27 protein-coding genes, 3 tRNA genes and 1 pseudogene are annotated in these 23,600 nt (G+C 62.3%); 14 read left to right on the forward strand and 17 right to left on the reverse strand.

The features are described 5' to 3' along the window. Positions 1–9: 9 nt before the first annotated feature. The 17 genes from BI06_RS20245 to BI06_RS46555 form a co-directional block, all read right to left on the reverse strand. Positions 10–4,788 carry a transglycosylase SLT domain-containing protein gene (locus BI06_RS20245; protein WP_051741471.1) on the reverse strand — a complete coding sequence of 1,593 codons (4,779 nt, stop codon included), beginning with the start codon at positions 4,786–4,788 and terminating at the stop codon, positions 10–12. A gap of 13 nt (positions 4,789–4,801) precedes the next feature. Next, positions 4,802–5,098, reverse strand: coding sequence for a hypothetical protein (locus BI06_RS20250; protein WP_233290232.1), 297 nt, complete (start codon positions 5,096–5,098; stop codon positions 4,802–4,804). Positions 5,099–5,211: 113 nt separating this feature from the next. After that, complete coding sequence (locus tag BI06_RS20255) at positions 5,212–5,499, reverse strand: hypothetical protein (RefSeq protein ID WP_051741473.1); 288 nt, start codon at positions 5,497–5,499, stop codon at positions 5,212–5,214. A gap of 77 nt (positions 5,500–5,576) precedes the next feature. Beyond that, positions 5,577–6,497 (reverse strand): hypothetical protein, encoded by a 921-nt coding sequence (locus tag BI06_RS20260; RefSeq protein WP_051741475.1) that lies wholly within the window; start codon positions 6,495–6,497, stop codon positions 5,577–5,579. Between the two features lie 93 nt (positions 6,498–6,590). Then, complete coding sequence (locus tag BI06_RS20265) at positions 6,591–6,974, reverse strand: hypothetical protein (RefSeq protein WP_043470313.1); 384 nt, start codon at positions 6,972–6,974, stop codon at positions 6,591–6,593. Then, positions 6,971–7,318: a hypothetical protein gene (locus BI06_RS20270; RefSeq protein ID WP_051741476.1), complete on the reverse strand. Its 348-nt coding sequence runs from the start codon at positions 7,316–7,318 to the stop codon at positions 6,971–6,973. The genes BI06_RS20265 and BI06_RS20270 overlap by 4 nt, the downstream gene beginning before the upstream one ends. Further along, complete coding sequence (locus tag BI06_RS20275; RefSeq protein ID WP_043470316.1) at positions 7,315–7,596, reverse strand: hypothetical protein; 282 nt, start codon at positions 7,594–7,596, stop codon at positions 7,315–7,317. The genes BI06_RS20270 and BI06_RS20275 overlap by 4 nt, the downstream gene beginning before the upstream one ends. A gap of 20 nt (positions 7,597–7,616) precedes the next feature. Further along, positions 7,617–8,015 (reverse strand): hypothetical protein, encoded by a 399-nt coding sequence (locus BI06_RS20280; RefSeq protein ID WP_043470318.1) that lies wholly within the window; start codon positions 8,013–8,015, stop codon positions 7,617–7,619. After that, positions 8,015–9,103, reverse strand: coding sequence for a phage capsid protein (locus BI06_RS20285; RefSeq protein WP_043470320.1), 1,089 nt, complete (start codon positions 9,101–9,103; stop codon positions 8,015–8,017). The genes BI06_RS20280 and BI06_RS20285 overlap by 1 nt, the downstream gene beginning before the upstream one ends. A gap of 148 nt (positions 9,104–9,251) precedes the next feature. Further along, positions 9,252–9,767, reverse strand: a complete 516-nt coding sequence (locus tag BI06_RS20290) for a hypothetical protein (protein WP_043470322.1) — start codon at positions 9,765–9,767, stop codon at positions 9,252–9,254. A 38-nt stretch (positions 9,768–9,805) separates the two neighbouring features. Further along, a complete protein-coding gene (locus BI06_RS46545) occupies positions 9,806–11,248 on the reverse strand; it encodes a phage portal protein (RefSeq protein ID WP_082558593.1) in 1,443 nt (480 codons plus the stop codon). A 9-nt stretch (positions 11,249–11,257) separates the two neighbouring features. Then, positions 11,258–12,451, reverse strand: a complete 1,194-nt coding sequence (locus tag BI06_RS48215) for a terminase large subunit (RefSeq protein WP_199523322.1) — start codon at positions 12,449–12,451, stop codon at positions 11,258–11,260. Positions 12,452–13,267: 816 nt separating this feature from the next. Next, positions 13,268–13,402, reverse strand: coding sequence for a hypothetical protein (locus tag BI06_RS54740; RefSeq protein WP_255360234.1), 135 nt, complete (start codon positions 13,400–13,402; stop codon positions 13,268–13,270). Positions 13,403–13,510: 108 nt separating this feature from the next. Next, a tRNA-Ala gene (locus BI06_RS20310) sits at positions 13,511–13,586 on the reverse strand. Positions 13,587–13,642: 56 nt separating this feature from the next. Further along, positions 13,643–13,718 (reverse strand) — tRNA-Trp (locus BI06_RS20315). Between the two features lie 31 nt (positions 13,719–13,749). After that, positions 13,750–13,822, reverse strand: a tRNA-Pro gene (locus BI06_RS20320). A 39-nt stretch (positions 13,823–13,861) separates the two neighbouring features. After that, positions 13,862–14,191 carry an HNH endonuclease gene (locus BI06_RS46555; RefSeq protein WP_082558594.1) on the reverse strand — a complete coding sequence of 110 codons (330 nt, stop codon included), beginning with the start codon at positions 14,189–14,191 and terminating at the stop codon, positions 13,862–13,864. 383 nt (positions 14,192–14,574) lie between these two features. On the opposite strand from BI06_RS46555, the gene BI06_RS20325 reads away from it, so the two are divergent. The 14 genes and pseudogenes from BI06_RS20325 (at position 14,575) to nrdJ (ending at position 23,581) form a co-directional block, all read left to right on the forward strand. Next, positions 14,575–15,072, forward strand: a complete 498-nt coding sequence (locus tag BI06_RS20325) for a hypothetical protein (protein WP_043470330.1) — start codon at positions 14,575–14,577, stop codon at positions 15,070–15,072. Between the two features lie 231 nt (positions 15,073–15,303). Beyond that, positions 15,304–15,660: a hypothetical protein gene (locus tag BI06_RS20330; protein WP_043470333.1), complete on the forward strand. Its 357-nt coding sequence runs from the start codon at positions 15,304–15,306 to the stop codon at positions 15,658–15,660. After that, positions 15,647–16,426 (forward strand): PD-(D/E)XK nuclease family protein, encoded by a 780-nt coding sequence (locus tag BI06_RS20335; protein ID WP_233290233.1) that lies wholly within the window; start codon positions 15,647–15,649, stop codon positions 16,424–16,426. Before BI06_RS20330 ends, BI06_RS20335 begins: the two co-directional genes overlap by 14 nt. A 121-nt stretch (positions 16,427–16,547) precedes the next feature. Next, positions 16,548–17,363, forward strand: coding sequence for an AAA family ATPase (locus BI06_RS20340; protein WP_043470338.1), 816 nt, complete (start codon positions 16,548–16,550; stop codon positions 17,361–17,363). A 23-nt stretch (positions 17,364–17,386) separates the two neighbouring features. Continuing rightward, positions 17,387–17,737, forward strand: a complete 351-nt coding sequence (locus BI06_RS20345) for a hypothetical protein (protein ID WP_043470340.1) — start codon at positions 17,387–17,389, stop codon at positions 17,735–17,737. After that, positions 17,730–18,155 (forward strand): endonuclease VII domain-containing protein, encoded by a 426-nt coding sequence (locus tag BI06_RS20350; protein ID WP_043470342.1) that lies wholly within the window; start codon positions 17,730–17,732, stop codon positions 18,153–18,155. The genes BI06_RS20345 and BI06_RS20350 overlap by 8 nt, the downstream gene beginning before the upstream one ends. A gap of 111 nt (positions 18,156–18,266) precedes the next feature. Beyond that, a pseudogene (locus BI06_RS55540) lies at positions 18,267–18,455 on the forward strand (CHC2 zinc finger domain-containing protein); the annotation flags it as partial. Positions 18,456–18,480: 25 nt separating this feature from the next. Continuing rightward, positions 18,481–19,182 carry a toprim domain-containing protein gene (locus BI06_RS20355; protein ID WP_233290234.1) on the forward strand — a complete coding sequence of 234 codons (702 nt, stop codon included), beginning with the start codon at positions 18,481–18,483 and terminating at the stop codon, positions 19,180–19,182. After that, positions 19,179–19,406: a DUF3310 domain-containing protein gene (locus tag BI06_RS46565; protein ID WP_043470350.1), complete on the forward strand. Its 228-nt coding sequence runs from the start codon at positions 19,179–19,181 to the stop codon at positions 19,404–19,406. The genes BI06_RS20355 and BI06_RS46565 overlap by 4 nt, the downstream gene beginning before the upstream one ends. A 409-nt stretch (positions 19,407–19,815) precedes the next feature. After that, positions 19,816–19,998, forward strand: coding sequence for a hypothetical protein (locus BI06_RS49565; protein ID WP_149030425.1), 183 nt, complete (start codon positions 19,816–19,818; stop codon positions 19,996–19,998). Then, on the forward strand, positions 19,995–20,204 hold the full coding sequence (locus BI06_RS20360; RefSeq protein WP_043470357.1) for a hypothetical protein: 210 nt from the start codon (positions 19,995–19,997) through the stop codon (positions 20,202–20,204). The genes BI06_RS49565 and BI06_RS20360 overlap by 4 nt, the downstream gene beginning before the upstream one ends. Beyond that, the gene (locus tag BI06_RS20365) at positions 20,201–21,013 is read left to right on the forward strand and encodes a metallophosphoesterase (protein ID WP_082558596.1); all 813 of its coding nucleotides are present in this window, start codon (positions 20,201–20,203) and stop codon (positions 21,011–21,013) included. The genes BI06_RS20360 and BI06_RS20365 overlap by 4 nt, the downstream gene beginning before the upstream one ends. Next, a complete protein-coding gene (locus tag BI06_RS20370; protein WP_043470360.1) occupies positions 21,006–21,557 on the forward strand; it encodes a hypothetical protein in 552 nt (183 codons plus the stop codon). The genes BI06_RS20365 and BI06_RS20370 overlap by 8 nt, the downstream gene beginning before the upstream one ends. 17 nt (positions 21,558–21,574) lie before the next feature. Further along, a complete protein-coding gene (gene nrdJ / locus BI06_RS20375) occupies positions 21,575–23,581 on the forward strand; it encodes a ribonucleoside-triphosphate reductase, adenosylcobalamin-dependent (protein ID WP_043470363.1) in 2,007 nt (668 codons plus the stop codon). Positions 23,582–23,600: the final 19 nt, after the last annotated feature.

Here is a 23,600-nt window from a genome sequence, read left to right on the forward strand (position 1 = left end):
TCCAATTGATTACATGGCTGACATAACCTCCGCGTACTGCATGGCCCGCAGAACGGCCTGTGTGGTGTCCTCGCTTTTCGCCTCGTGCACGTGAATCTCGTAGGCCTTGCCCTGGAGCATTCGACGGGTAGCAGGAGCGTCGTGGACGCGCTCCCCTCCACGGAAATTCACCAGCTCCGGACCGTGCTCGCCGACCAAGCGCATTCCGGGAGAGGCGGAAAGCGTCCCAGACCAGTATCCGGAGGTCCCGGAAAGGGCCTGGGGCCATCCGGCCCCGTATCGGTGCATGGCATAGTTCAGACCTGCGTAGATGCTCGCGAGACCATTCATGCGACCCAGGTCCAGGTACGGGCCGGCGTAGGCTGCGAACGTGGCCGGAATCGTCTGCATGAGACCCGCACTCGCGCCGATGTTGGGATTCAGCGCGTTGCTGTCCCAGTTGTTCACCGCATTCGGATCACCACCGGACTCGACCTTGATGCGGTGAAGGATCAGGTCGGTGTAATCCTGACTGACGCCCAGTTCCCCGAGGACTCGCTGAACAGTCGGACGCCACCGGGTGACCTGGTCACCGGTCGGGTCCAGCTTTCCGCCGAGGACATCCATGAAATTGAAGGCTTCCTTCGGGATTCCTCCACTGGAAACCTTCTCGCCGCTACCGAAGTCGAAAAGACCCTCAGTATTGGGCATGGCTTCCTTGGCCGTGCTCAGCACGTCAAAGAGGACCGAACCGGCGTACTCGTCGGGGGCATCGTAAATTTCCTTGATCGCCTTGACCATGTCGACGACCTGGTCAGTCTCGGACGAGGCCATGTCCCAAATCGCGGTGAAGGCGTCCTTGACGCTGCCGACGGGATCAGTAATGAGATCCTTTGCCCCGCCGACCAGCGACTTGACGGATTCCCACAAGCCGCCTACGAGATTCGACCCGGCACGCTTCAGGGTTTCGACCGAGAAGGTGTCACCGAGGAACCTGTTTCCTCGGTCGATGATGTTCCCGTTGCCCTTCCAGACGTCATCCCAGAAGTAGTCCCCAAGGATCGGGGCGATAGTTCCACCGGCGACACCGGCGACCTGACCGAGAACCGTTGGGACTCGGCGGAGGAGCTTCCAAGAATCGTCCGTCACGAAGTTGAACATGTTTCGGAAGCGATCCGCGACCCCGGATCCAATCCAGCGAGACGTATTGGATCCGACGCCGAGAATTCCGCTCCGAGCATCCCCGCCAATGTCATCCGAGGACCTGGAGAGCGTCATCACGTTGGCGGCGCCAGTGGCGTAAGGCCAGACATTCTGAAGGCGGATAGCCTCAGTGATCTCGTTGAACCCGAGACGCCCGGCGATGCCACCGCCGGCGAACCGACTGAGGTGGCCCTTTCGAGCCGCCGCATTCCAGCTGTGAATCAGTGCCGGACCGAGAGCCGCGGTGACCTCAGGGCGAAGGATCGCCTCACCAGGAGAAAGCATCGCGGGAATGGTATCGACGCCAGGCGCATAGCCCGGGAGAACACCACCGGTCGCATATTTCTTCTTGTTGTCCGGCTTCGCGGGAGAACCGCCGGACGTTCCTCCGGGAGCCTTCTTCGAGATGCTGTCAATGGACTTGTCGAGGTTATCGGCGTGTCCATGAGCGGTGTTGAGGGCACCGCCCAGCTTCTCCACCTGCTCCTTGATGTCCTTCAGGGACCTCCCGTTCAGCAGGCCTATTCGGCCCGCCAGGGACTCAGCGCCGGTACCCATGCCAACCTTGTTGAAGGCGGAATCGGCCGAGTTGTGAACTCCATCGAATTCATTCTTCAGGCCCGACAGGGACCGCTGATTCAGGAGCCCAACCCGCCCGGCAAGCGATGTCGCACCTGTGCCTTGGCCCACCTTCTCGTGTACCGAGTCAGCAGAGCTGTGCAGGAGTGAGAATTCATTCCGCAGGCCGGCCAGCGAGCGCTGATCGAGCAGGCCGACCCGGCCGGCCACCGAAGTGGAGCCCGTGCCCATGCCAACCTTCTCGTACAACTGGTCAGCGGCCCCATGGGCCTGGCGGAACTCTGCCGAGAGCGCGTTGAGGTTCTTAGCGTCCAGGAGCCCGACAGCCCGAGCGGTGTCGTCCACCTTGTTCTTCAGGTCGGCAACCGTGCCGTGTGCTGAGTCGACCTGGACCTTCAGGCCTACCAGCTTCTTGCCGTCGAGCTGGCCTAGCGACCGAGAGGTGTCCTCGACCTTTTCCCGCAGGTCTGCCACGGTGCCGTGCGCACTGTCGATGGCGACCTTGAGGGCGGTCAGCCGCTTGCCGTCGAGCTGGGTGACCTCGCGCTGAGCATCGCGGAGTGCGGCGGCCAGGCGCTCAACGTCTTGGTGGGTGGCGGTGAACTCACCACGGAGGCCGGAGAGCGAGGCCCGGTTCAGGGGCTCGATCCCCTGCGTCTGGACCTGGCGGATCTCGGTACGAGCGGACTGTGCTGCACCCTCTACCGAGCGGTTCCCGCCCGACAGTTCAGAGATGATCGAGCGGAGCTGAGTGGAGTTCACGGCCTGGAGCTCACGGCGGAGCTCGGCGGTCTGAGCGTCTGCTGAACGGATCTGCGCTTCGAGGTCCCGGATTTCGTTCCGGGTCCGGCGCTCATCTCCCCGAGTACCGCCGGTCAGCTCGATGCGGCGGGTCCGGTAGCCACGGAGGAAGCCGTCACCCTCACCTCGGGAAGCGAAGCCGGCGCGGGCCTGGCGAGCCACACGGCTAGCTCCGCGGACACCTCGACCAGCCGCCATTGCAGGCCGGGTGACGAGGCCGGCCGCAGTACCGACCAGCTGTCCGCCCTTGCCGAGGATCTTCGCCACGGCGCCCACCGCGATAGCTGCAGGCCCCAGCACGGCCGCCATCTGAGCCGCCTTGATCAGGAGATCCCGAAGACCCGGATGCTCTTCGAGGTATTCCGATGCCTTCTTGATCCACTCGGTCAACTTCGACAAGGCCCCGATGAATTTCTCCATCACGAGCTTGAGAGTCGGAAAGGCACTCTTGCCGATATCCTGGACGTCGTTTAGAAGGCCACCCTCATAGGTGGTTACGCCCTTCTCGTCAGTGACCTTGTGGCCCATGATCTTCGAGCCGAGACCGGTGTAGCCGTAGGAGCCGTCTTCACCCTCGGTATAAAACAGCTTGCCAAGGCGGAACTGTGCGTTTTCCTTCATGTTTTCCAGGCGGCCGGAAATCGTGGCGCCACCCATGCGCTTGGCCGCACCCATCAGATTGGGCTCGCTCTTCCAGTGCTCCAGGAGCTTCTGGATAAGCTGCTCGCCGGACAAGCCGCCGGTGTCCTTGGCTCGCGCCATGAAATCCATCAGCTGGGCCGATGCTTCGTAAGTCGCGGGCTGGTCCAGGATGGCACCAGATTGCTTGGTCATCTCCGCCTTGGCCTTAAGCTCGGCCGGGGTGAAAGCGCGGTCCTTGAAGCCCACCATCTTGGCAATCTGCTGTGCGGGGAGACCAATTGCGCGCTCAAGCTGCTTCAAATTGCGGAGCGGAGTTCGGCCCATGTCCTGAATGACCTCCAGGGCGTACATGCCCTGGGACACCATGGTCGGATCGAGGACACCGCCATAGGCGGCCGAGTCACCGATCATTCGGACCATGTCCACGGACCGCTGAGCAACTTCGGTGGAGCCCTTCGCCTTCTTCTCCGGGTCCGCCGAGTTGAAGTCGTGGTTGTGGGCGGCATTGGCACGTGCATACCGGGTGCCGTACTTCAGCATGTCGGTAATCGAGTAAGGAGTCTCGACACCGAAAGAAGTCATCTGCTCCAGGAGCGAGTTGACGTCCTTGAGCTGGATTCCCATCCCGGAAAGACCGGTCTGGGAAGAGATCATGGCATCAGCGGACTTCACACCGATGGCAGTAGCGGCGCTGGCCGCAAGAGACAGCGGGGCAACGATCTTGTTGACGAGGAGATTTCCCGTCTCGGAAATCGACGTGCCGAACTTCTCGGTGCCCTCGGTGAGCTTCTTCCAACCGCCTTGCATCCGGGTGAGGGCGCTGGTGTGCGTGGAGCTGACCTGAGACATGATCGTGCGGGTCTCGGCGAGCTGCTGACGCAGGCCGTCCCGTACGGCGGAATTCTGGGCGATCTGGTCCCGTAGGGCGTCACGGTGGGCGGCCTGGCGGAGGAGTGCAGTTTCCCGGATGGCGGCTTGCGTTTCCCGCTCCAGGCGGAGGCGGGTGGCCTCGATCTCCCGATCGATCCGGACTTCGTCCTCAAGGGCACGCTGCCTGGTCAACTGCTCCTCGCGGGCAGCTCGGGCGTTCTCCTCCGCCATGCGGCGGATGCTGGCTACCCGCTCCCGCTCCTGCTGCTGAGTCAGTCGGCTCCGGGCCGTGGCCGCCTCGGTCTCCTGCTGCACGGCCGTGCGTAGGGCTCGCTGAGTGACGGTGCTGGTTTCCTCGGCCAGAGCTTGCTTGCGGGCCTCCAGGTCCCGGGCCTCACGGAAGCGGCGGGCGGCCTCGTTGCCGAACTGAGTCGTCAGCTCCCGCTCGATGCGGGCGAGGGTGGCGGCGCTGTCCTTACCCTCTGCCTCGACGGCGGCGCCGGCCTTCTTGGCTGCGGTCGCAGCGGCCTTCGGAAGGTCGGAGAACCCCTTGGTGGTGGCGGTGCCGAACGCCTTTCCGGCCTCCGCGCCCGCCCGCTCCATCTGCTCGGTCAGCTCGGCTCGGAACTTCGCCAGGGACTCATTGCTGAGATTGGTGTTGATCTCGATGTAGCCGGAGCCGACCTTGATGGGGCCGCGAGTCGATGGTGCCATGCGGCCTCCAGGGTCAGAGCGTGCTCATGTGGGTGAAGAAGCCGGCTACCTCCGCCCCGTTGGCGAAGTCCGGTTCGGGGCTGGCGAGTTCGGCGATATCAAGGCCCGGTCGAGGGACCGGCTCCGGGATGGGGAGGTCATCGACTTCGGATGAATTGGCCTTGATGAAGAGGTAGTTGGATGCCTCAAGGGCATCCGATACGCGCGCGAGTAGGTGTTCCGCGGTGCCCCACTGCGCGGTTTCGTCAAGCTCCGCCAGGAGGGCGGAGCGTCCGGGCTTGCGCATCAATCCGCAGATCAGCACATGCACACGACGGAGCGAGAGCCGTCCACGCCACAGGTCCAGGAGATCGACCCCGTAGAACTCCAGAAGATCGGCCTCCAGGGCCTCACTGTGGTCCCGGATGACGTGGACGGTGGCGATCAGTTTCCCGAGCCGGCCTGAGCCTCGTTGACCAGGTCAGAGAGAACCTGGAAGTCACGGATGGTCGGGCGGGTCGCCCGGTAGGCAGCCCAAGAATCCTCACCCACGATCAGGCGGACAGCCTCCACCTCAGAGGTGACCTCCAGAAGCTCCAGCGGCATATCCAGCGGGGCCGGGACAGCGAAAGTCACGCCCGCGTGCTCGAAGGTCGTCGGCTCGTCGGTGGCCTCCGCCTTCGCAGCAGCGACGGCAGTCTTCGGGGCGGTGGTCTTCTTGACAGTAGCCATTGGGGAACTCCAGCATCTAAAAGGAAAGAAAGGGGGGCCGGGGACTATTGCCCTCCCCGGCAGGGGCCTTCAGCTGATTAGCCGGAAACGACCGTGCAGGTCTTCGAGCTACCGGTCTGCGTCTTATCGGCGACGGTGAAGCAGTAATCCACACCGGCGTGGGTGACCTTGATCTCCGCAGTGGTCTGCGGCTTCGGAATGGTCACGTCGTAGGTGCCGTCAGAATTCAGCGTGGTCTGAAGCTGGAAGGCGGTGCCGGCGCCATTGAGGAGCTTGATAGTGGCCGGGCTGGTGATACCAGACGCGGCCACTCGCGCAGTCCACGCAGCATTCGCGCCGTCATTCGTGGAATAGCCCGGAACGGTCACGGTCGACGCGAATGGAGGAGGCGGAGTAACGCCACCACCAGTCGACTTGATGTTGTCGTTAGTCAGCACAAAGCCAAGCGATCCGTTCGCATCCAGAGCCGAAATGGTGAGCTCGTACTTCTGGGCCTCGACGCGCTGAAGGGTAATCGCGCCACGATCAGAAATCATGGCCCGCGGAATCACACAGCGATACAGAACACCTCGCTGGGACCAGTCGACCACCAGGGAGACTTCCTGAAGGTCGGGAGTCGAAGAAAGGTCAAGGCGATAGGTGCCGGTTTCCTTTCCGTCCTTATCTACGACCGCCAGCCACGGAGCACCCCAGAAAAGCTCAGTCGTGAGCTGATTGGTTTCCATCAGGGTCGCCTTGATCTGCATGCTCGCAGACTTGACGTTGTAGAGAACTGGCGTGGCAGACTGCCACGCATTAACCGGGTCAGTCTCAATAGACGGCGTGATCGTAACGCCGCTCTCGTCAGCGTAGCCGAGCGCCTTGTAGCCAGTAGGGACGGCCTTGCCGTCACCGACGTCTACGGGAAGCTGGGTACCAGTTGGAAGGCCGTTCGGGGCCGGTGCAACAAAGATGCCGCCGTTGGGGGCAAATCGAATCTTCTGGGCGTCATTAGCCATACGCATTGGCCTCCGGGCATAAAAAAGGCCCCGAGGCCGCAAAGGGCATCAGGGCTTGGGGAAAAGGGGGAAGATTGGGGAAAGTCGGAGGGTCTAGGCCTCTACGAAGAACACGGCGATCTCGCCGCCGTACATGTGCTCTCGGCTCACGCTGTCCGGGTAGTACCGGGGCCGGGAAATCTCGTCCACGTCGAGCACCAGGGCGCCGGCGACTTCCCGGCCAGGCAGCTCCTCAAGGAGGTGTCGGCGGACCAGGAGCGCGAGGCGCTTCGCCTCTGCACGGTCTTCGGCGTACACGTCGTACTCGATGTCTGCCCGGTCCATGCGATCCCGGACCAGCCGATGACCGCCTGATTCATTCAGGTACACGGTCGTCTCGCCGGCCTCGCGGCCCACCAGGTCCCCGGTCACGGAGCCCTTGGGGAGGTCGGGCAGTGAACTCAGGTACTCCCAAAGGGTATTGACGGGATCAGTCATTCAATCCTCGCCTTCGCCAGGGCTTCCTTGAGGTAGAACCTGCCAGGGTGACGGCGGCCGGCGCGGTCCCTCCAGCCTCGTTCCTGGAGCATGGAGTGTCGGACGTCCCTGTCGAACTCCACGACCACCTGTCCATACCAACCCTGGTCGTAGAGCGTGACCATGGCCTCGATGTTCTTCTTGATCGCGTTCCAGTTCCCTCTGGTCGCCGAGGCCCTGGGGGCCTCCTTGATAGCCAGGGCGGCAACGTCGGCGGTGTGGAGCTCAACAATCTCTCGGGCCTGGGGGAGGGACAGAACCGCCCGTTCCCAGTTGCGATCCATGCGCAAGGTGAACTTGGTCATCGGCGCACCCTCACAGCCTTGACCGTGATGTGCGAGAGGACACCGGCCTTCCAGACGGCGGGCTCGTCCTCGATCTGGTAGACCACCCCTCGGACCGTGATGCGGTCCGCGGAGTCGACATCGGCACGGGGCGGGAGGTAGACGAGAAGCCGGTCAACCGTGGTCTCCCGTTCGGGGGACCGGACCGTGTAGGGCTTGCCAGGCTGGACGTTGGCCAGGCCCGACCAGACCCGGACGGAGTTCTCCCAGTCCCGCCGGTTGGTGTAGGCGTCCGCCACCAGGGCGGCGCGCCAGACCTCTACGGGTTCGGTGTATCGGATGGCAGCACCTCCTCAACCGGTATCGGGTCCCACGTGGTGAGGCGGATCGAGGAGAGGCCCCGCCGGTAGCGGCGGAGGCCTGACTTCGCGGCCTCGGAGAGGCCGGCTGTTGCGGCGGAGGCCGCGAACTGGACCTCCAGCTCGCCGGTACGCTCGCTCACCACACCGGGCGTTACGGACAGCCAGCGGATCACCTCAGCGCAGGCGATCACCTTGAACGAGGCCGGAGGGGTGGCCCTGTCCCAACTGCCAGTGCAGTGCTCGGCGATGAGCGCCGACGCGTCATCCAGCAGGGCTTCAACCCGGGGACGCTCGTCGTCCAGGACGGGCCGCCCAAGACGGGCGGCCACGTCCTCAGCGGTGGCGAGACGTTTCATCAACCCGCCGGAGCCTCGGTAACGGAAACCTTGAGACCGCGGACAAACTTCTCGCCGATCACAGTGCCTCGGACGCTGTAGTCCGGGTCTTCCTTGACGGTCGCCAGACCGTACATGGTGTCCAGGCCGATCGTGTCTGCCTTCTTGCCGAAATCGTAATCGATCAGCATTCGGGTAGCGATGCCGTTCACATTCTGGATCGCACCGTTGACGGCACCCATCGGAATGGCGGGGCAAGCCGAAACCAGGAACAGCGCCGAGCGATGGAAAAGGTACATCTCCAGGCTGAAGGAGTTGTGAATCACGATGTCGAAACCGTAGATCCGGCCAATGGTCGCCCGGCGAAGCGCGTTGGTGTCGCCGGAATAGTCGACCGCCACGAATTCCGGGTCCTTGAGCAGAATCGCTTCGATTTCCGGACCGGCGATCAGATACCGCTCGGAGGTCGGGACATTCGCAAGGTTGAGCGCGAGACGCGCATCCACCAGGGCGGTTCGGATATTGAGAGCACGCTTCGAAAGGGTCGCGGCAGTACCATCGGCAGCCGGAATGGTGACGGAAACGTCGCCACCGATCGCATTCTTCTGACCAGCAGTCAGGCCGGACCGGGTGATGTTCGCCTTGATGAAAGCCGCGGCGGTGTCATCGAAGTACTCGGCAAAACCTCGGGTGAGCTTAGAGAGCACCTGAGAACCGAACTGGCGGAGGTCAAACGCCACCTGCTCCATGCTCAGAACGGTGGAGTTCTGTGCCAGCGTGGTGAGCTGAACCGGAAAACGGCTCTCGTTGATGAAGCCGGTCGGCGCCTTACGGTCAGCCGAAGGAAGTGGCCGATCAGACGCAGCCGCGAAAACGTTCTTGTCACCGGTAATCGGGTTGGTGATCGGCGCGGTGATCCCACCCGCCACGACCGGAATGCCTCGGGACTCGCGGTTCACGTTGATGACGTCACCGACGCCGCCAGTAAAATTCAGCTCGGAGTATCGGGCAGGGAGGCTGCCGAGAGTCAGCTGCCGGTCCAGAAGACCGAGCGCCGCAATGGTGACCTGCTTGGGGTCGAGATTGAAATGATGGGTGGTAGACGCCATGCATGCTCCAGGGCATAAAAAAAGCCCCGGCGCCCGACCTGCAAAAGCAGGTGGGCACCAGGGCTTAACGAAGTGTGCGGTTAGTTACTCAGCGACCTACTTGCAAGCAAACGTCGAGTTGCAAGTAAGAGGGCAAAAAAAGGGAGACCTACAGGAACCGGCCACCTGCAATGAGGTCGGCGAGTTCCGACGGGTCCATGCTCGTGACGCCGGGACCGCCGCCTCGGTGGTAGCCGGCACCCTGAAGCTCAGGGAACTTCGGCTCGGTCGAGGGCTTCGGAAGGGATTCGATGTACCCCTTCACCTTCTCTGCGTCGGCGCGGCCGTCATCGGCCAGGAACCGGTTCAGATCCAGGTAGTCCGTCGACACGGAAACGCCTGCGGTGGCGGCCTGAGCACGAATCTCCGCCTGCACCAGCGAGGTGCCGACCTCAGAAAGGGCCGACTTGCGGCCCTCTGCGCGGGCGTCGGCGAGCGCCTTGTCCGCGTCAGACAGCTGGGCCGCCTTAAGGTCCTCAAGCTCCTTCGAAGCCGTCTTCCAGCGCTGTTCGTTCTGGCGAGACAGGGCCTTCCACTTCTCGACCTCCGGCGCGTCGGCCGGCAGAGTCTCCGGGGGAGTGGTCGGGGTCGGCTCAGGAGCGGGGGTGTTCTCAGGCTCAGGCATGGGTGATCTCCATTCCGGATGGGCTCGCCATTTCGGCGTTACTTCTTGACTTCGTGGATCTTGCGGTTTGCGTTGCCAGCATTGCCCTGAGGCGGCTTGCTGGCCGCCTTCTTCCCTTCCAGGGCAGCAGGGTCATGCTGCGGCTGCGGGCCGAGCTTCTGGATCTCCGCAGCCGCCTTAGCGTCTGCCTTTCGCATTTCGCGGAAGGATTCGATCTGGGCGGAGGAGTAACCCGCGTCGCTCCACAACTGCTCTTCAGGGACGTTGAGCTGCTTGAGCTTCAGAAGGGCATCAATGTGCTGAGCCTCGGTCCGGTATTCGGGGTCCTTCCAGACCGTTTCCAGGCTGAAGGCGTTCCGGCGCTTGTCGCCCTTGATGGCAAAGCACAGGCGGATTACCCGCTCCCATGCCTCACCGAAGTGCAGCATTCTCTCTCGAACCTTTGCAACTAGCCCAGCCTCGGCCGAGATGATCGACTCACCGGAAGGTGTTGAGCCGCCGTTCACCAGGAAATAGTGATGGGGGAGCCTGGATACCGAGCTGAGGTGCTGGACAAGCATACTGACCAAGGTCACGTAATTCCCGAGGTCGGCGGCCGGGAATGAGCCGAAACGTGCCTGGGGGTCCTCTGCCTGGAGGATCTTGTCCACCGCGACCTTGAACGGCTCGATCGGCCGGCCGTCAGCGTCCTCCTGGATCTCAAGGCCTGTGACATGCCTCTGAGGGAACGCTGCCATCTCGGACGCGGTCAAGGCGTCCATGATCGTTTTGTTGATCGCGTCCTGAATCGGGACACAGTTCGTCAGATCGGAGAACGGGTCACCGAGGATTCGAGACCGATTGGTGAAGGCGACGACAGGGACCGCCTGAAGGGGATTCCGGGCCTTCTTGCCCTTCTCCCAGTCCGTCTCTCCGAAAGGGACCTCATAGACGTAATCTTGGGTCCAGAGCGTTGCCCCGATACGGCCCCATGAGTCCTTGTTGAACTCGGCCGCGGCCTCGATCTCGACCAGAGAGCCGGCCTTGTACTGCACCGCCATTCGCTCGGCGGAGGCTGGCGTGATGATCGGGTCTCCGGCCTTGTTCGGCCACACCTTCGCGTAGGAGACGCCCTGAATCATGGCGTCCAGGTGAACTGAGTTGGACAGGGCATCCATGCTGGAACGCTGCCAAAACTCCCGGGCGTCCTTATCCGTCCCGGAGTCACCTGGAAGGGAGAAAGCATCGACGTGCATCCGCTCTGCGGCAGAGTCGATGATCATGCCACAGAAGTTGTCTCGCCACTCTGAAAACACCTCGCGAAACGCATCCTTGTATCGCATCTGCGAAAAGGCAAGCTTTTGCTGATTTCCTTCGTAGTACTCAGCAAATCGCTTCATCGGCGAGCCGGAGCCGGGGAGCTTGGAGTGGAGATAGGCGAGCCACTGGACCGGATTCTCCGGGGGGCCTATGGCGCTGTAACCAGTTGGGGGGACAATCATGCAGCCTCGCTAAAAGCCGACGACGCGCCTCCGCCGCAGCTTGAGGCGGCCATCAGCAATAGCGTCGGCTCTGGCTTCAAAGGCGATGACGGCGCACACGGCCAGGTCGATTTTACGTTTGGAACGGGGAGAATCCTTCGTGATGAGAAGTCCTTGCGGAACTTCTCGGGTCACGGCATTCAGGACATGACGGGTCAGGTCTTCATTGCCATCATGGGAAAGGTCACGGACCGTTACAGCGGTCCGAAACCGCTCGATTGCCTGAGTCATTCGCGTGGGCTTATTAGTCCAGTACTCGAAGACGTAGTCAGTACCTCGGCCGTCGTTGTGCTCCAGGGCCCACCGGCCGATGGCCTCCTGCCAATACGGCGGGTCGCAGTACATCCACTCAACCCGATAGATGGAGAAAGCTTTCTGCACGGCCGCCTCGACGGCCAGAACATCAACTTCCCAGTCAGGTTGATTGGGGTCCCGGGGGTTCTCCCAAAGCCCGAGCACGAAGAGCTTGCCATCCCGGAGGCGGACGCCGACAAGGCCTGTCGCGTCACCGCGGATACTTCCGTCGAAGCCCAAAGCGATCTGATCGCCCGGTATAATTGGGTCGCCGTTATCCTGGCAGGATTCCCACTCAGACTTACTCATCCAGCCATCGCTACTTTCAGCGATGGCATTGAAGAAGAAGCGGAGGTAGGTGGAATCCGGGGTAGTCCGGTCGTAAAGGATGGTACGGGTCAGGCCGGGAATGTCGGCCCAGGCTGCGTCTCCGTACGCCTCGACCAGGGCGGCCTTGACCTTCTCCTCGTCGCGCAGCTCGCCGGCCTCGATGTCGCCCTCAAGACAGTCGTAGAGCCAGAAGCCCTGACGAACCATGTCGCTCTCGTGAATCTGTTGAGCAACACTGTCTTCATTCGGGTTATACGCATTGGTCGTGGAGACCCACCGGGAACCCGCGGAAGTGGTCTTCTCGATATTCCGCTTAAGGGTCTGGAAGAAGTCCGGGCCCCCATTCGATCCCACCCAGTGATGGCATTCGTCCATCAGGCAAAAGGTGGGTCGGTTTCCCTCGCTGGTGCGGCCGGCGGTCGCCTTCGGACGGATCGTCCCGGGCTTGCCGCTCTTGAACTGGATGACCGCCTTGCCGATGTCAAGATTGAATTCTTTCTCGGCCGGAGACTCCGACAGCATTCCACGGATCATCTCCATGGTCTGGTCAGTCTGGTCGAGCGCTGTAGCGCCGATCTGCACCGTAGGAAGAGGTACCCGCTTGGCTACCGGAAGCCCAAAGGCATCCCAATGGCTGAACCTGCACGGGCCGATAAATTCAACGATCGCCAGGGCTGCGAGAAGTGGGGTCTAACTTTCCCCAGCCCTTTGCACGTCGAAGCGTGCCGGCTGAGTAGACCCACCTCCCATCCGGGGTTATTCGGTAGAAGTTGAGAACAAACCGAAGCTGCTCGGGGGTGAATTTCCAGGGCTCGCCTGCGTTCTCACCGTCGGGCTGGACAATGTATCGCTGACACCAGCGAATGACCTGATAGCCAAGCGTCTCGTTCGGAGCCGGAACCCCTGCGGGAAGATTCCCTGTCTGCAAGGGCTCACCTCGTTACGAATTCAGTAGTCGGAACAGTTCCTCATCAAGGTCTGTGGGGGAGGCCGGCGCCTGGTCGGCGTCCTGGTCCTGGTGCTCGTCCTTGATGGACATGCGGAGGCGGTTCCTGTCCTCCGTGGTCGCGCCCCACTTGGCGGTTCGCTGCCGGATCTCACCGGCCAACTTCAAATCGCCCTGATACAGGGCATCCACAAGTCGAGTCGTGATCTCCAGCTCGGCCCAGTCGGTCTCAGCCCATTGGGAGGACTGAGGGGAGCTGGCCCACGTGCGCCAGAAGCGGCGGGCGCCGCTCGTCGCGATCCCGAGGCCCCGAGGGAGTTCCCGGCCGGGCTGGGCAACGGCGGGTAGCTCCTGGGCGTGCTCATGCTTGTTGCGCCTGACGGCGTTCGGCTTGGGCTGGGGGCCTCGGGTCACCGGAGCTTCACCCGGCTCGTGTCGACCTCGTACAGGTCGGCCAGGTCCTCCAGCTCGTCACAGGCGTCCTGGCGCCAGTTGCGCCGGCGGGCCGCTCGCGAGTTCCAGGCCGGGACCGGGCGCCCGTTCATGCAGTCCTCACAGCTACCTGTGCAGTGAGCAGACGACATGGCAGGCCTCCGAGAATGAGTGAGGCCCGCTCCCCTATATAGGGGGCGGGCCGGGGACGTGGTTGGTTGTGGTGTGCTGAACCGGATTCGAACCGGTGTTTCCTCCCTGCACGGGAGGAGTCCTAGGCCGCTGGACGACCAGCACCGCCCCTATCCGCACCTGATCAGGGCGACGGCGGGGGCCTGCGGGAGCGACCCGCATGGCAGGGATGAGAGGGTTCGAACCTCCGGCGCGCGGTGTTGGAGACCGCTGCTCTACCAGCTGAGCTACACCCCTGAATCCCGTGGTACGCGGCACGGGCACCTCGTCTGATCGGCAGGGCATGATCCTGCGGCCTCCCGCTCCCAAAGCGGGCGCTCTTCCAGCTGAGCTACGACCAGGTAACCGGTCGGAATAGTCTCCGACCGGCGGGGAAGACGTCAGGTGCGACGATCGCCGTACGTCTTGCGGCGGTGACAGTCGCGACACAAGGTCCACAGGTTGTCGAGCTCCCAGGAGCCCCTGCGGGCGACGGGTACGAGGTGATCGACCTCCAGGCGCTCACGGGCTCCGCAGAGCTGGCAGCGGAATCGGTCCCGGGCCAGGACCCGGGCTCGCCGGGAACCCCAGTCACTCGGACGGGCCGCGTTCCGGGCCGAGGTCCGGTCCCACGACCGGCGGACCTGGTGGTCGTCGCATCGCCCGTCCCGCACGGTGACGGAGGTGCACCCGCTCGTCAGACAGATGGTTTTGGCTCTGGGCACGGTCACCTCCTGAGTGGTGAGTGAGCGGCCCCGGCTGGATGCTGGTCTGGCAGCCGGGGCCGACCTCCGGACTCTGGAATCTCATTGAGGACTCACAAAGAGGAGGAGATATGGGAGTTAAAGAGAGGTAGTTCTAGTTTGAACACAGGAGCTATTTACGAATTGTTCGTTCGTTCGCTTCACTTGCTCTCTCACTAATGATGTATGTGTCACCAGCCAATGGGGTGGGACGCCTTTCATCAAAGTGAGACCCGGGTCACATCAGAGCATGCGAACAGGTGTTCGAGTGACTTGACGTAACTTGCAACTTGGGCGTATGAGCCGTAAGCTCCGCTCCAACTTGATCATTAATAGACATCGCTGAGACAGACAGAACGAGAAGGTTTCGGATGCCTGAATACAAGCTGCCGAGCGACAGCGAGCTCAGTAGGTGCTTCATCGAGGGAATGAGCGACCCTGAGATTGCAGCGCGGTACGGCTGCACCAGGCAGGCGGTCAACGCTGCACGGCATCGGCTCGGGTATGGGCGCCGGCCTTACGTCAATCAGGCCAATGCCCTGATCGGCACCGTCTGGCGAGTGCAGACCGCGGCGGGTCACCAAACCCAAGGATCCATTCAAGGACTCAGGCTGTGGCTCCGGAAGCGACTCGGGGACGATTCGCTCAGCGCGAGGCAGAAGCTCACCGCTGACAACTTCGAGGCACGCATAAGGAGAGAGGAGGTCGTCCTACAGTATGACCCGTCGTCCAGCAACGGGTTTTCCTACGTACCGAGGGAACCTCAGGACGGTCACTCGGTGATCAGGTGGCCCGACCTTGGCCCCGGCCGCGTGCGCGATCCCGAAGCTGAGAAGTTCCTGAACCTCCCTGCCACGCCTACGGATTAGCCCCCATATCTCCGTCCTGGACTCACAGGCTCCGCACAGGAAGCGGGGCCTGTTTTGTGTTACTGACGAGTCGTTAAAATGCTTTTGATTACGATTGGGTGTCGATAAAGCCAAATCAAGGTATAGGTGAGTTAGGTCACAATTAATGCGGAGGAGGTATCCGAGTGAATGCGGTAGGTTATGCCTGACCTCGCCGGAAACCCCGAGCGAGGCTGATCGCGGAGGCGGTAAATGCTCGCAGTGCTTAGCCTTACCTCACCTAGCAAGGCCGAGGCGGTGGCCGCACAAATTGCACACAGCGAGACTCGCGCATCGAACGTCTTTCAGACGGAGAGCCTGGTGATCGCGCACCACATCGCAACGGGAGTGGGCGAGTACTGGGACATCGTGTATACCGCGTGCATCAACGATGACGAGATTGATGAGCTCGTAGACCTGGAGGAACGCGTCTTCCAGCGATACGGAGTCCGCCTAGAACGGCTGGTTGTTGAGCGAAAAGAGAGCGCCCGGCCGCACCCCTGGTTCCCACACTGCGACTCCTACACCTACGTCCGACTCTGCCCGAGGATGGCCCTTGACCTCAATTGAAAACATGCCCCGAAGCGTCAGCCAAACTGAGCAATACGAGAAGTGCGGCTGGCGCTTTTTCCTGCAGCGCATCGAGCGTGTGACTCCACTGCCGGCGGCCTGGAGCCACCACGGGACCGCCTTCCACAGTGCGGCCGAGGCCGTTGAGAGGAGCGGCCGGCAAATGGGCGAGGAGGAGGCGGTCCAACTCTTCTCCGACGAGTACGCGGCCCTGGTGAACAGGGCCCTGGACAAGGAGCCCGACACGGACCGGTGGCTCTCGGCCTCCGGGCCTGGCGCTGTCGACATTGAGCGGCGTTACGTCCTCGGCCAAGAGCAGACGGCCCAGTACGTCAGGTGGGCACTGGAGCACCAGCCGGCCATCTGGCAGACGCCGAAGGACAAGCAGCCGGCCCTTGAGCTGTACTTCAAGGTCGAGCTGGGCGGGGTCCAGGTCAGGGGGTACATCGACCAGCTGGTGACCGAGGCCGACAACTCGGTTCGGGTTCGAGACCTCAAGACGGGCACCACCAAGTCACGGTTCCAGCTGGAGACGTACGGGGTCGCGGTCCGACAGGCGTTCGGTGTCGAGGCCAACAAGGGGGATTGGTATCTGGCCAAGGCCGGCGGCCTGTCCAAGCCTGTCGACCTCACCGACGTAACGGCGGAGCAGGTGGGAGAGCGCTATGCGGCCATGGACGAGGGTGTCAAGGCTGGGCGATTCGAGGCGAGCCCAGGATTCCTCTGCCGATTCTGTGACATGAAACACAAGTGCGATTTTTTTTAATCTTTAACTTGCAACTAGGGAAGTTGCCGGCGTAAGATCAAAGTGTGAGGGCGGCCCGCTGAGCGGGCCTATTTTTTCCTCTCTTACTTGCAACTAGGGAACCTCGTCGGAAAGGAGTGCTATGTATTCTCTGACTCAGTCAGTGGACATCAGAGGTGCGGCCGGTGAGCCTATCCCGACCCCGTATAAGGGGCTGGAGCGGCTTGAGGTCGAATTCCTTCGAGGGACATTCAGCCTCGGTGTTGCCGGACCTGGTACGGGCAAGTCCCTGTTCGCCCTGAACCTGGCGCTGTACGGGAATATACCGGCCCTGTACTTCTCGGCTGACTCCGGCGCGGCAACACAGGTCAGTCGCGCGACTTCCATCATCACGGGAGCGGATTCCAAGGAGGTCAAGCGCCGGCTGTTGGAGAATGACTTTGGCGACTACGCCGAAGTGCTCGGGGAACGCTGGTGGGTCCGATTCGTCTACGAGGCCCGGCCCACACTGGCGGACCTGGAGACGACCATCGCGGCGTACTTCGAGGTCTTCGGGTGCTACCCCCACTTGATCGTGATCGACAACATTACGAACATCGATGTGGGGGGCGCCGAAAGCGCCGAGTCGTTCACGTTCGGCCTTGAGGCCTTGTGTGAATACCTCGCCGAGATGGCCCGGGAAACCAGGTCACACGTCCTCGCTCTGCACCACGTGACCGGTGAACACTCCGACGGCATGAACCCCATTCCACTCTCCGGTGTGAAGGGGAAAATCGGCCGCGTACCGAGTCTGATCCTGACCATCTTCAAAGAGATCGATGGAATGGATGGCCGGGTTCTTCACGTGAGCGTCGTGAAGAACCGAGAAGGATTCGAAGACTCCTCCGGCAACACCTTCGCGTCCTTCGAGCTCAACCAGTCGAATTTGCGTCTCAATGACGTCACCCTCGCCTTCTGACGACCACGAGAGAGATAAGCGCCATGGCTCACCCCTGCACCGGCGGCTACAGCATCAAGAAGGAAATCGTGGGCATTCTCCTTGCGGAGAACCACGCGATCACGGCTGATGAGATCGAGGAGGCCGGCGGCGGAGTCGTGGCTGTGGTCGTCCAGGTCCAGGACCCTCGCCGGCTGAACCTGCGCTCCATGCTCCGGGATCTGGTGAGCTCGACCGGCCGCGGTGTCCACGTGGCGGCGGTCGGCCTGGCGGACGAGTCCGGGGCTACTGACTGGCGGATCGTCAATCTCGCCTACCTCCGGGGCCTGGTCGACGGCGCGGCCGAGACGCGGCGCATGCTCCGCCTGGAATCCTCTCTCCGGACGCGTGGCTGAGCCCCGCAAGGGCTACCGGAGTTGCTCGAAGTGCTCGAAGAACCGCGCTGTCAGGTTCTTCATCGGCCCGAGAGGCCGGGTCTGCGAGAAGTGCCGCAAGGCTACTAGTCGCGCCTCCTCTCGGGCCGCTCGGCTCCAAGCCGCCTACGGACTCTCTGCTCAGGACTATCAAGCCCTCTTCGAAGCCCAAGGCGGCCGGTGCGCAATCTGCCGGGAAACCCGCCGAACGAATCTGGCCGTGGACCACTGTCACAAGACAGAGGCGATCCGCGGCCTCTTGTGTCAGCGCTGCAACGGACAGTTGCTAGCCCGAGGTGCGCGGGACCGCCCGGAAGTCCTCCGGAGGGCGGCTGACTACCTCGAAGACTATCCGGCCTGGAAGGTGCTCGGGCCACGGTACACATTCGACAAGGACTGACCATGTCCAAAGGCATCCAGTTTGACTTCCGGAAGTGGCGTGGAGAGCGCGAGAGCGAGAACGGCTCATTCCGCCGCTATGACTTCCCCGTGACGATTCGAAGGGTCGGGAATGAGCCCCAGCCCGAAGCCACCGATAAGTGAAGTTCTTCGGCATTACTACGGGATATCCCTCCGGGACCGTGGAGGGTGGCAGAAAATCCTCTGCCCCCTTCACCCCGAGGAGAACCCGAGCGCGAGCGCCAACACGGAAAGGCAGCGCTGGAGTTGCTTCGTGTGTGACGTCTCGGAAGACAGTTACGACGTAATCCAAAGAGAGGAAGGCGTTGGGTTCAGAAGCGCTCAAGAGTTCGCACATAGCCGGTTCGGTCGAGGCGGCGAAAGACTACTTCCGCCAGTACGCCGACAGTCCGGCCGAGAAGTACATGGACGCCCGCGGGCTGGGGGAAGTGGCGAGCCGGTTCGGAATCGGATACGTCGGTTCGGCGAGAACGGGACATGAACGCTCCCGGGGCATGCTGGTAATCCCGTACGCCCGACCGGCAGGCGGAGACCACGGCGTCGCGACGCTCCGTTTCCGGTGCATCGCCGACGAGTGCGTGAAGGACGAGAACGGCAACTACCTTGCGCCGGCAGGCAAGGAACGGCACGAGGGTCACGGCAAATACCAGTCCATCCCCGGGGATCATCCTCGCCTCTACAACACCCCCGCCCTCATCGCCCCCAGCTCGTACATCGCTCTGTCTGAAGGCGAGTTCGATGCCCAGGCATCCGAGCTGGCCGGCGTCCCGTGTATCGCCGCTCAGGGAACGTCTGCCTGGCGCCCTCATTTCAACCCGGCCCTTGCTGGTTACGAGGTGGTTTTCATCGTTGCGGATAACGATGCGCCGGGGATCGCAGCAGCAGACAAGCGCGCCAGCGAGCTGCCGAACGGCAAGGTGATCATCCTCGGTGGCGAAGGCAGTGACATCAATTCATTCGTTCACAGCCAGGGGGCTGCCGCATATCGGAAGGCGTTGGGTCTGTGAGCTCTGAAGCAGGATCGGACGCTGTTAACCACCCAAGTCACTACACGTGGCTTCCGGTAGAGGTCATCGAGATCACTCGGCATTTCAGCTTCGTACGAGGTAATGCACTCAAGTACCTGCTGCGGGCCGACTTCAAGGGTAACCCCCTTGAGGACCTGAAGAAGGCGCGCTGGTACATCGATCACGAGATTGACCAGTTGGAGAACGCTGTTGAAGGCCTGTAGCGCCAAAGGGAAGGGGTGGTGGTGTGAAAAACCCGCTAGGACACTCGGGCTTTGTGAGGCGCACTATCAGCAACAGCGCGCAGGGAAGGACTTGAGGCCCCTTCGGCAATATCGAGGCAAGGGGGCGATTTGTGAGGTGCAGGACTGCGAGCGATCGCACTCGTCCAATGGCTATTGTTTTGCGCATTCACGACAGATTCGAGCGGGGAAGAAACCGGGCCCGATCACTCGCCAACGGAGGCGGGCCAGTTCGGAAATGGAGCTTGCTCGAAACATAGTGGAGGAGACGGTTGCCGACGGAGAGTGTCTCCTATACCAGGGATGCATTTCGAATGGATATGGGGTAGTGGGCTGGCTGCGCAAGTCCCATCGCACCCATCGCATCGTATACCGGAATTTGGTGGCATGGGTGGACGACTGGATCCCAATTCACCATAAATGTGCAGTGCGTGCATGCGTCAATCCTTTGCATTTGCAGGCCGTGACTCCAGTCGAGAACACGGCGGAAATGCTTGAACGTAAGGCGCTTAAGGCGCGGATTGCTGAGCTCGAAGCCGAATTGGCTCGACTGAACGACGGGATTGCTGCATGAGGCGTATCCAGTTCGGTGACATCGACTTTGCTGCGATGCACTTCTTCGAGGTCCAGACCTTTGGCGGAAGGTTCGTCGGAATCGACCTCGTCTATGACGGACCGCAAGGCATGAAGCGAGTTGCGGTCAACATCTCGGCCCGAGAGGCCCGCTGCATCCGGCGGGCACTCAAGCAGGCCATCCACCGGATAGAGGAGAAGGCTTGAAGCGAATCGTCATCATCAGCGATACCCAGATCCCATACGAGGACAAGCGGGCGCTGAAGAACGTGCTTGCCTTCATCGGCGAGTATCAGCCTGATTCGGTTCTCCAGATCGGAGACCTCATGGACTACCCGGCCCCGTCTCGGTGGACGGCCGGCACCCGGGCTGAGTACGAGGGCGGGGTGATCCGAGACTCGGAGTATTGCAAGAAGGTCTTCCTGGAACCTCTCAGGGCCGTCTATGACGGCCCCGTCGAGGTTCTGGAAGGGAATCACGACGAACGGCCGCGGAAGTACCTCCAGAGCCGCGCGCCTGCCCTCGCGGCGGAGGACTCCTTCTACCGCTTTGAAACCCTGCTCGACTTCGATGGGTACGGAATTCGCAAGGTCGAGCCGTATCACCCAATCGCTCCTGGGTGGGTGGCGATTCACGGCCATGAGAGCCCGGGATTGAACCAGGTCGCCGGCCGCACCGCAGCGGCGAAGGCGAAGAAGGCCGGGGTGTCTGTCGTCATGGGCCACACTCACCGCCTGGCTATTTCCCCGGAGTCCACCGGTTATGGCGGAAGGCTCAAGACCATCTACGGCTTCGAGGTTGGTCACCTCATGGATGTGAAGCAGGCCGGATACCTCCGGAACGGTCCGGCCAATTGGCAGCGCGGATTCGGCGTTCTTTACGCCGGTCAGCACGGGGCAACGCCGTACGCCATTCCGGTTGAAAATGACGGTTCGTTCGTCTTCGAGGGCGAGCGATTTGGAGCAATCAAGCGAGTTGGCGGGAAGTTCGCCAAGGGGGAGAACAAGAGTGACTGAGCTGGACTGGGATCGCCTGGACGGGATCGCTTATAAGGTCGCCCGTGAGATGGCGCTGAAGTGGCCCATCGTTGAGGCTGATGACGTGCGCCAGGAAATCATGGTCCACATCGTTGAGCAGGCGGAGCACGTAGCAAAGAAGGCCGACGACGGCGAATTCATTCGTCAGCTCTCCTGGCGAGTCGCGAAGTCGTACGCCAGCCGGGAGCAGAATCAGCGTGATCTGCTCGATGACCAGTACTACTACACGCCGGATGAGGCCCGTACTGCACTCCGGTCTTTCCTCCACACCGATGAGGAGATTTCCTCTCTGATCGGCAAGAAGGACGACCTCACTCGGTGCCGGATTTCTGACAACATCTTTTCCGCGCGAATGGATGCGGCGGCCGGTCTCCGCAAGCTCACCGAGCGGTATCGGGAAGTCCTGACGCGGATCTATATTCAGGGCCTTCCCCCGAAGGATGATGCCGAGCGTCGGACCTCATACAGGGCTGTGGATGCGCTAGCAGTAGCCATGAACAGCAATGTTCGTAGCAAGAAGTAAACAACGAAAAGAGACGCATGACTTTCAAGACTGAAACCGCTCAGACCGTCTACGAGCGCACTTACCGCCGGGAAAAGGCGGATGGCACCCTGGAGACCTGGCCCGAGACCGTACGGCGCGTGGTCGACGGAAACCTCAAGCTGGTGAACTCGCGATACATCGAGCCGGGCGAACGCGAGGCCCTAACCAACCTGATCGAGGACTTCCGGGCACTGCCCGCCGGCCGACACCTGAAGTCCTCCGGGGTCGCCGACTACGCCCTCAACAACTGCTGGGCCGCAGGCTGGGATGCGGAGAAGCCGGAGGAGCATTTCACGTTCGCCCTGCTCCGCCTGGCCGAGGGCGGCGGGGTCGGCAGCAACTACTCGAACCGGTACCTGAGCGACTTCCCGGCCGTGAGGAGTACCGTCCGGGTGCACGTCGTCTGTGACCCCGAGCACCCTGACTACCTCGACATGATCGAGGCCGGTCTCATCTCGGGGGAGTACTCCCACACCTGGGCAGGAGCCTATCCAGTCGAGGATTCACGAGAGGGCTGGGCGAAGGCCTTGGGTGGCCTCATCAGGGCCGCGCACCGCGATGACCTCGCGAGCCTGAACCGCGTATTCGACGTGAGCCGGGTCCGTCATAAGGGCGCCGCGCTGCGGAAGTTCGGCGGTACGGCAAGCGGCCCAGCACCCTTCGCCGAGCTGCTGATCAAGGCTGGCGACGTCCTGGCGGGCGCGGCCGGCGGGCCGCTCACCGGCATGGATGCGATGGCGATTGATCACGAGATCGCCCGCTGCATCGTGTCCGGTGGCGTTCGTCGTTCGGCCCGGATGTCGATCATGCATTGGGCTGACCCGCAGATCGGTGAGTTCCTGGCCTGCAAGGCGGACCAGGGGCAGCACTGGACGACCAACATCAGCGTGGAGGTCGACGGCGAGTTCATCACCCAGGCGCGGGCCGGCGGCGAGAAGGCCGCCCTGGTCCTGGCCGAGCTGGCGACCGGCGCGACGAAGAACGGTGAGCCGGGGTTCTGGAACAGCGAGCTGACCGCCGGAGGTGAGGTGGACGGTGTGTTCACCACCAATCCGTGTGGCGAGGCAACGCTGACCGAGTGGGAGCCCTGCAACCTGGGCTCGGTGAACCTTGGCGCCTACGTGGACCGGATGGGGCACGTCGACTTCAAGGGGCTCCACCAGGCCCACCGCCTACTGACCCGCTACCTGATCCGGGCAACCTGTGCGCCTGTGGCTGACCCGCGATCCGCGGAGGCCATCAAGCGGTACCGGCGGATCGGGGTGGGCCATCTCGGCTTCGCCGACTACCTGGCGAAGCAGGGAGTGCTGTACTCGGACGCACCTGACTTCTGGCTGATCGCGGCGAACCTGCGCGAGTTCGCGGCCGTCGTGGACCAGGCCGCCGCCGAGTACGCCAACGAGCTTCGCATCCCCGTACCGATCAAGAAGCGCGTGGTCGCGCCTACCGGGACGATCTCCAAGCTAGCTGGCGCATCCGGGGAGGGCATCCATGCCCCCTTCGCGGATTTCTTCATCCGACGCATCCGCTTCTCGACCGTAGAGCCGGAGGAGGTCGCAAAGGTCGAGGACTACCGCCGGCGCGGCTACCAGGTCGAGCCATGTATCTACGCGGCTAACACGATGGTGGTCTCCATCCCGACCAAGGACCCCTTGGTTGACGAGGTCCTGGACCCGGAGTACGTCCAGCACGCTGGCCAGCTCGGCCTTGAGGACATGCTGAGGGTCCAGGAGCTCTATCAGACCTATTGGGCCGATCAGGCGGTCTCCTACACGGCGTCCGTGGACCCGAAGCGGTACGGCCTGGACGACATCCAGGCCGTTCTACTGCACTTCATGCCCACACTGAAGGGGTCGACCATCTTCCCTGAGATGAGCCGTGCCCAGGCCCCCTATGAGCGGATCAGCCGCGAGGAGTACGAAGCCGAGGCAGCACGACTGGGGATCGAGGTAACCGATACCTCGTATGACGAAATCTGCACATCGGGCGCATGCCCCGTGTGAATGTCGTCACCAAAATCTA

This window comes from Kitasatospora sp. MBT66, assembly GCF_000710405.2.
Classification (GTDB): domain Bacteria; phylum Actinomycetota; class Actinomycetes; order Streptomycetales; family Streptomycetaceae; genus Kitasatospora; species Kitasatospora purpeofusca.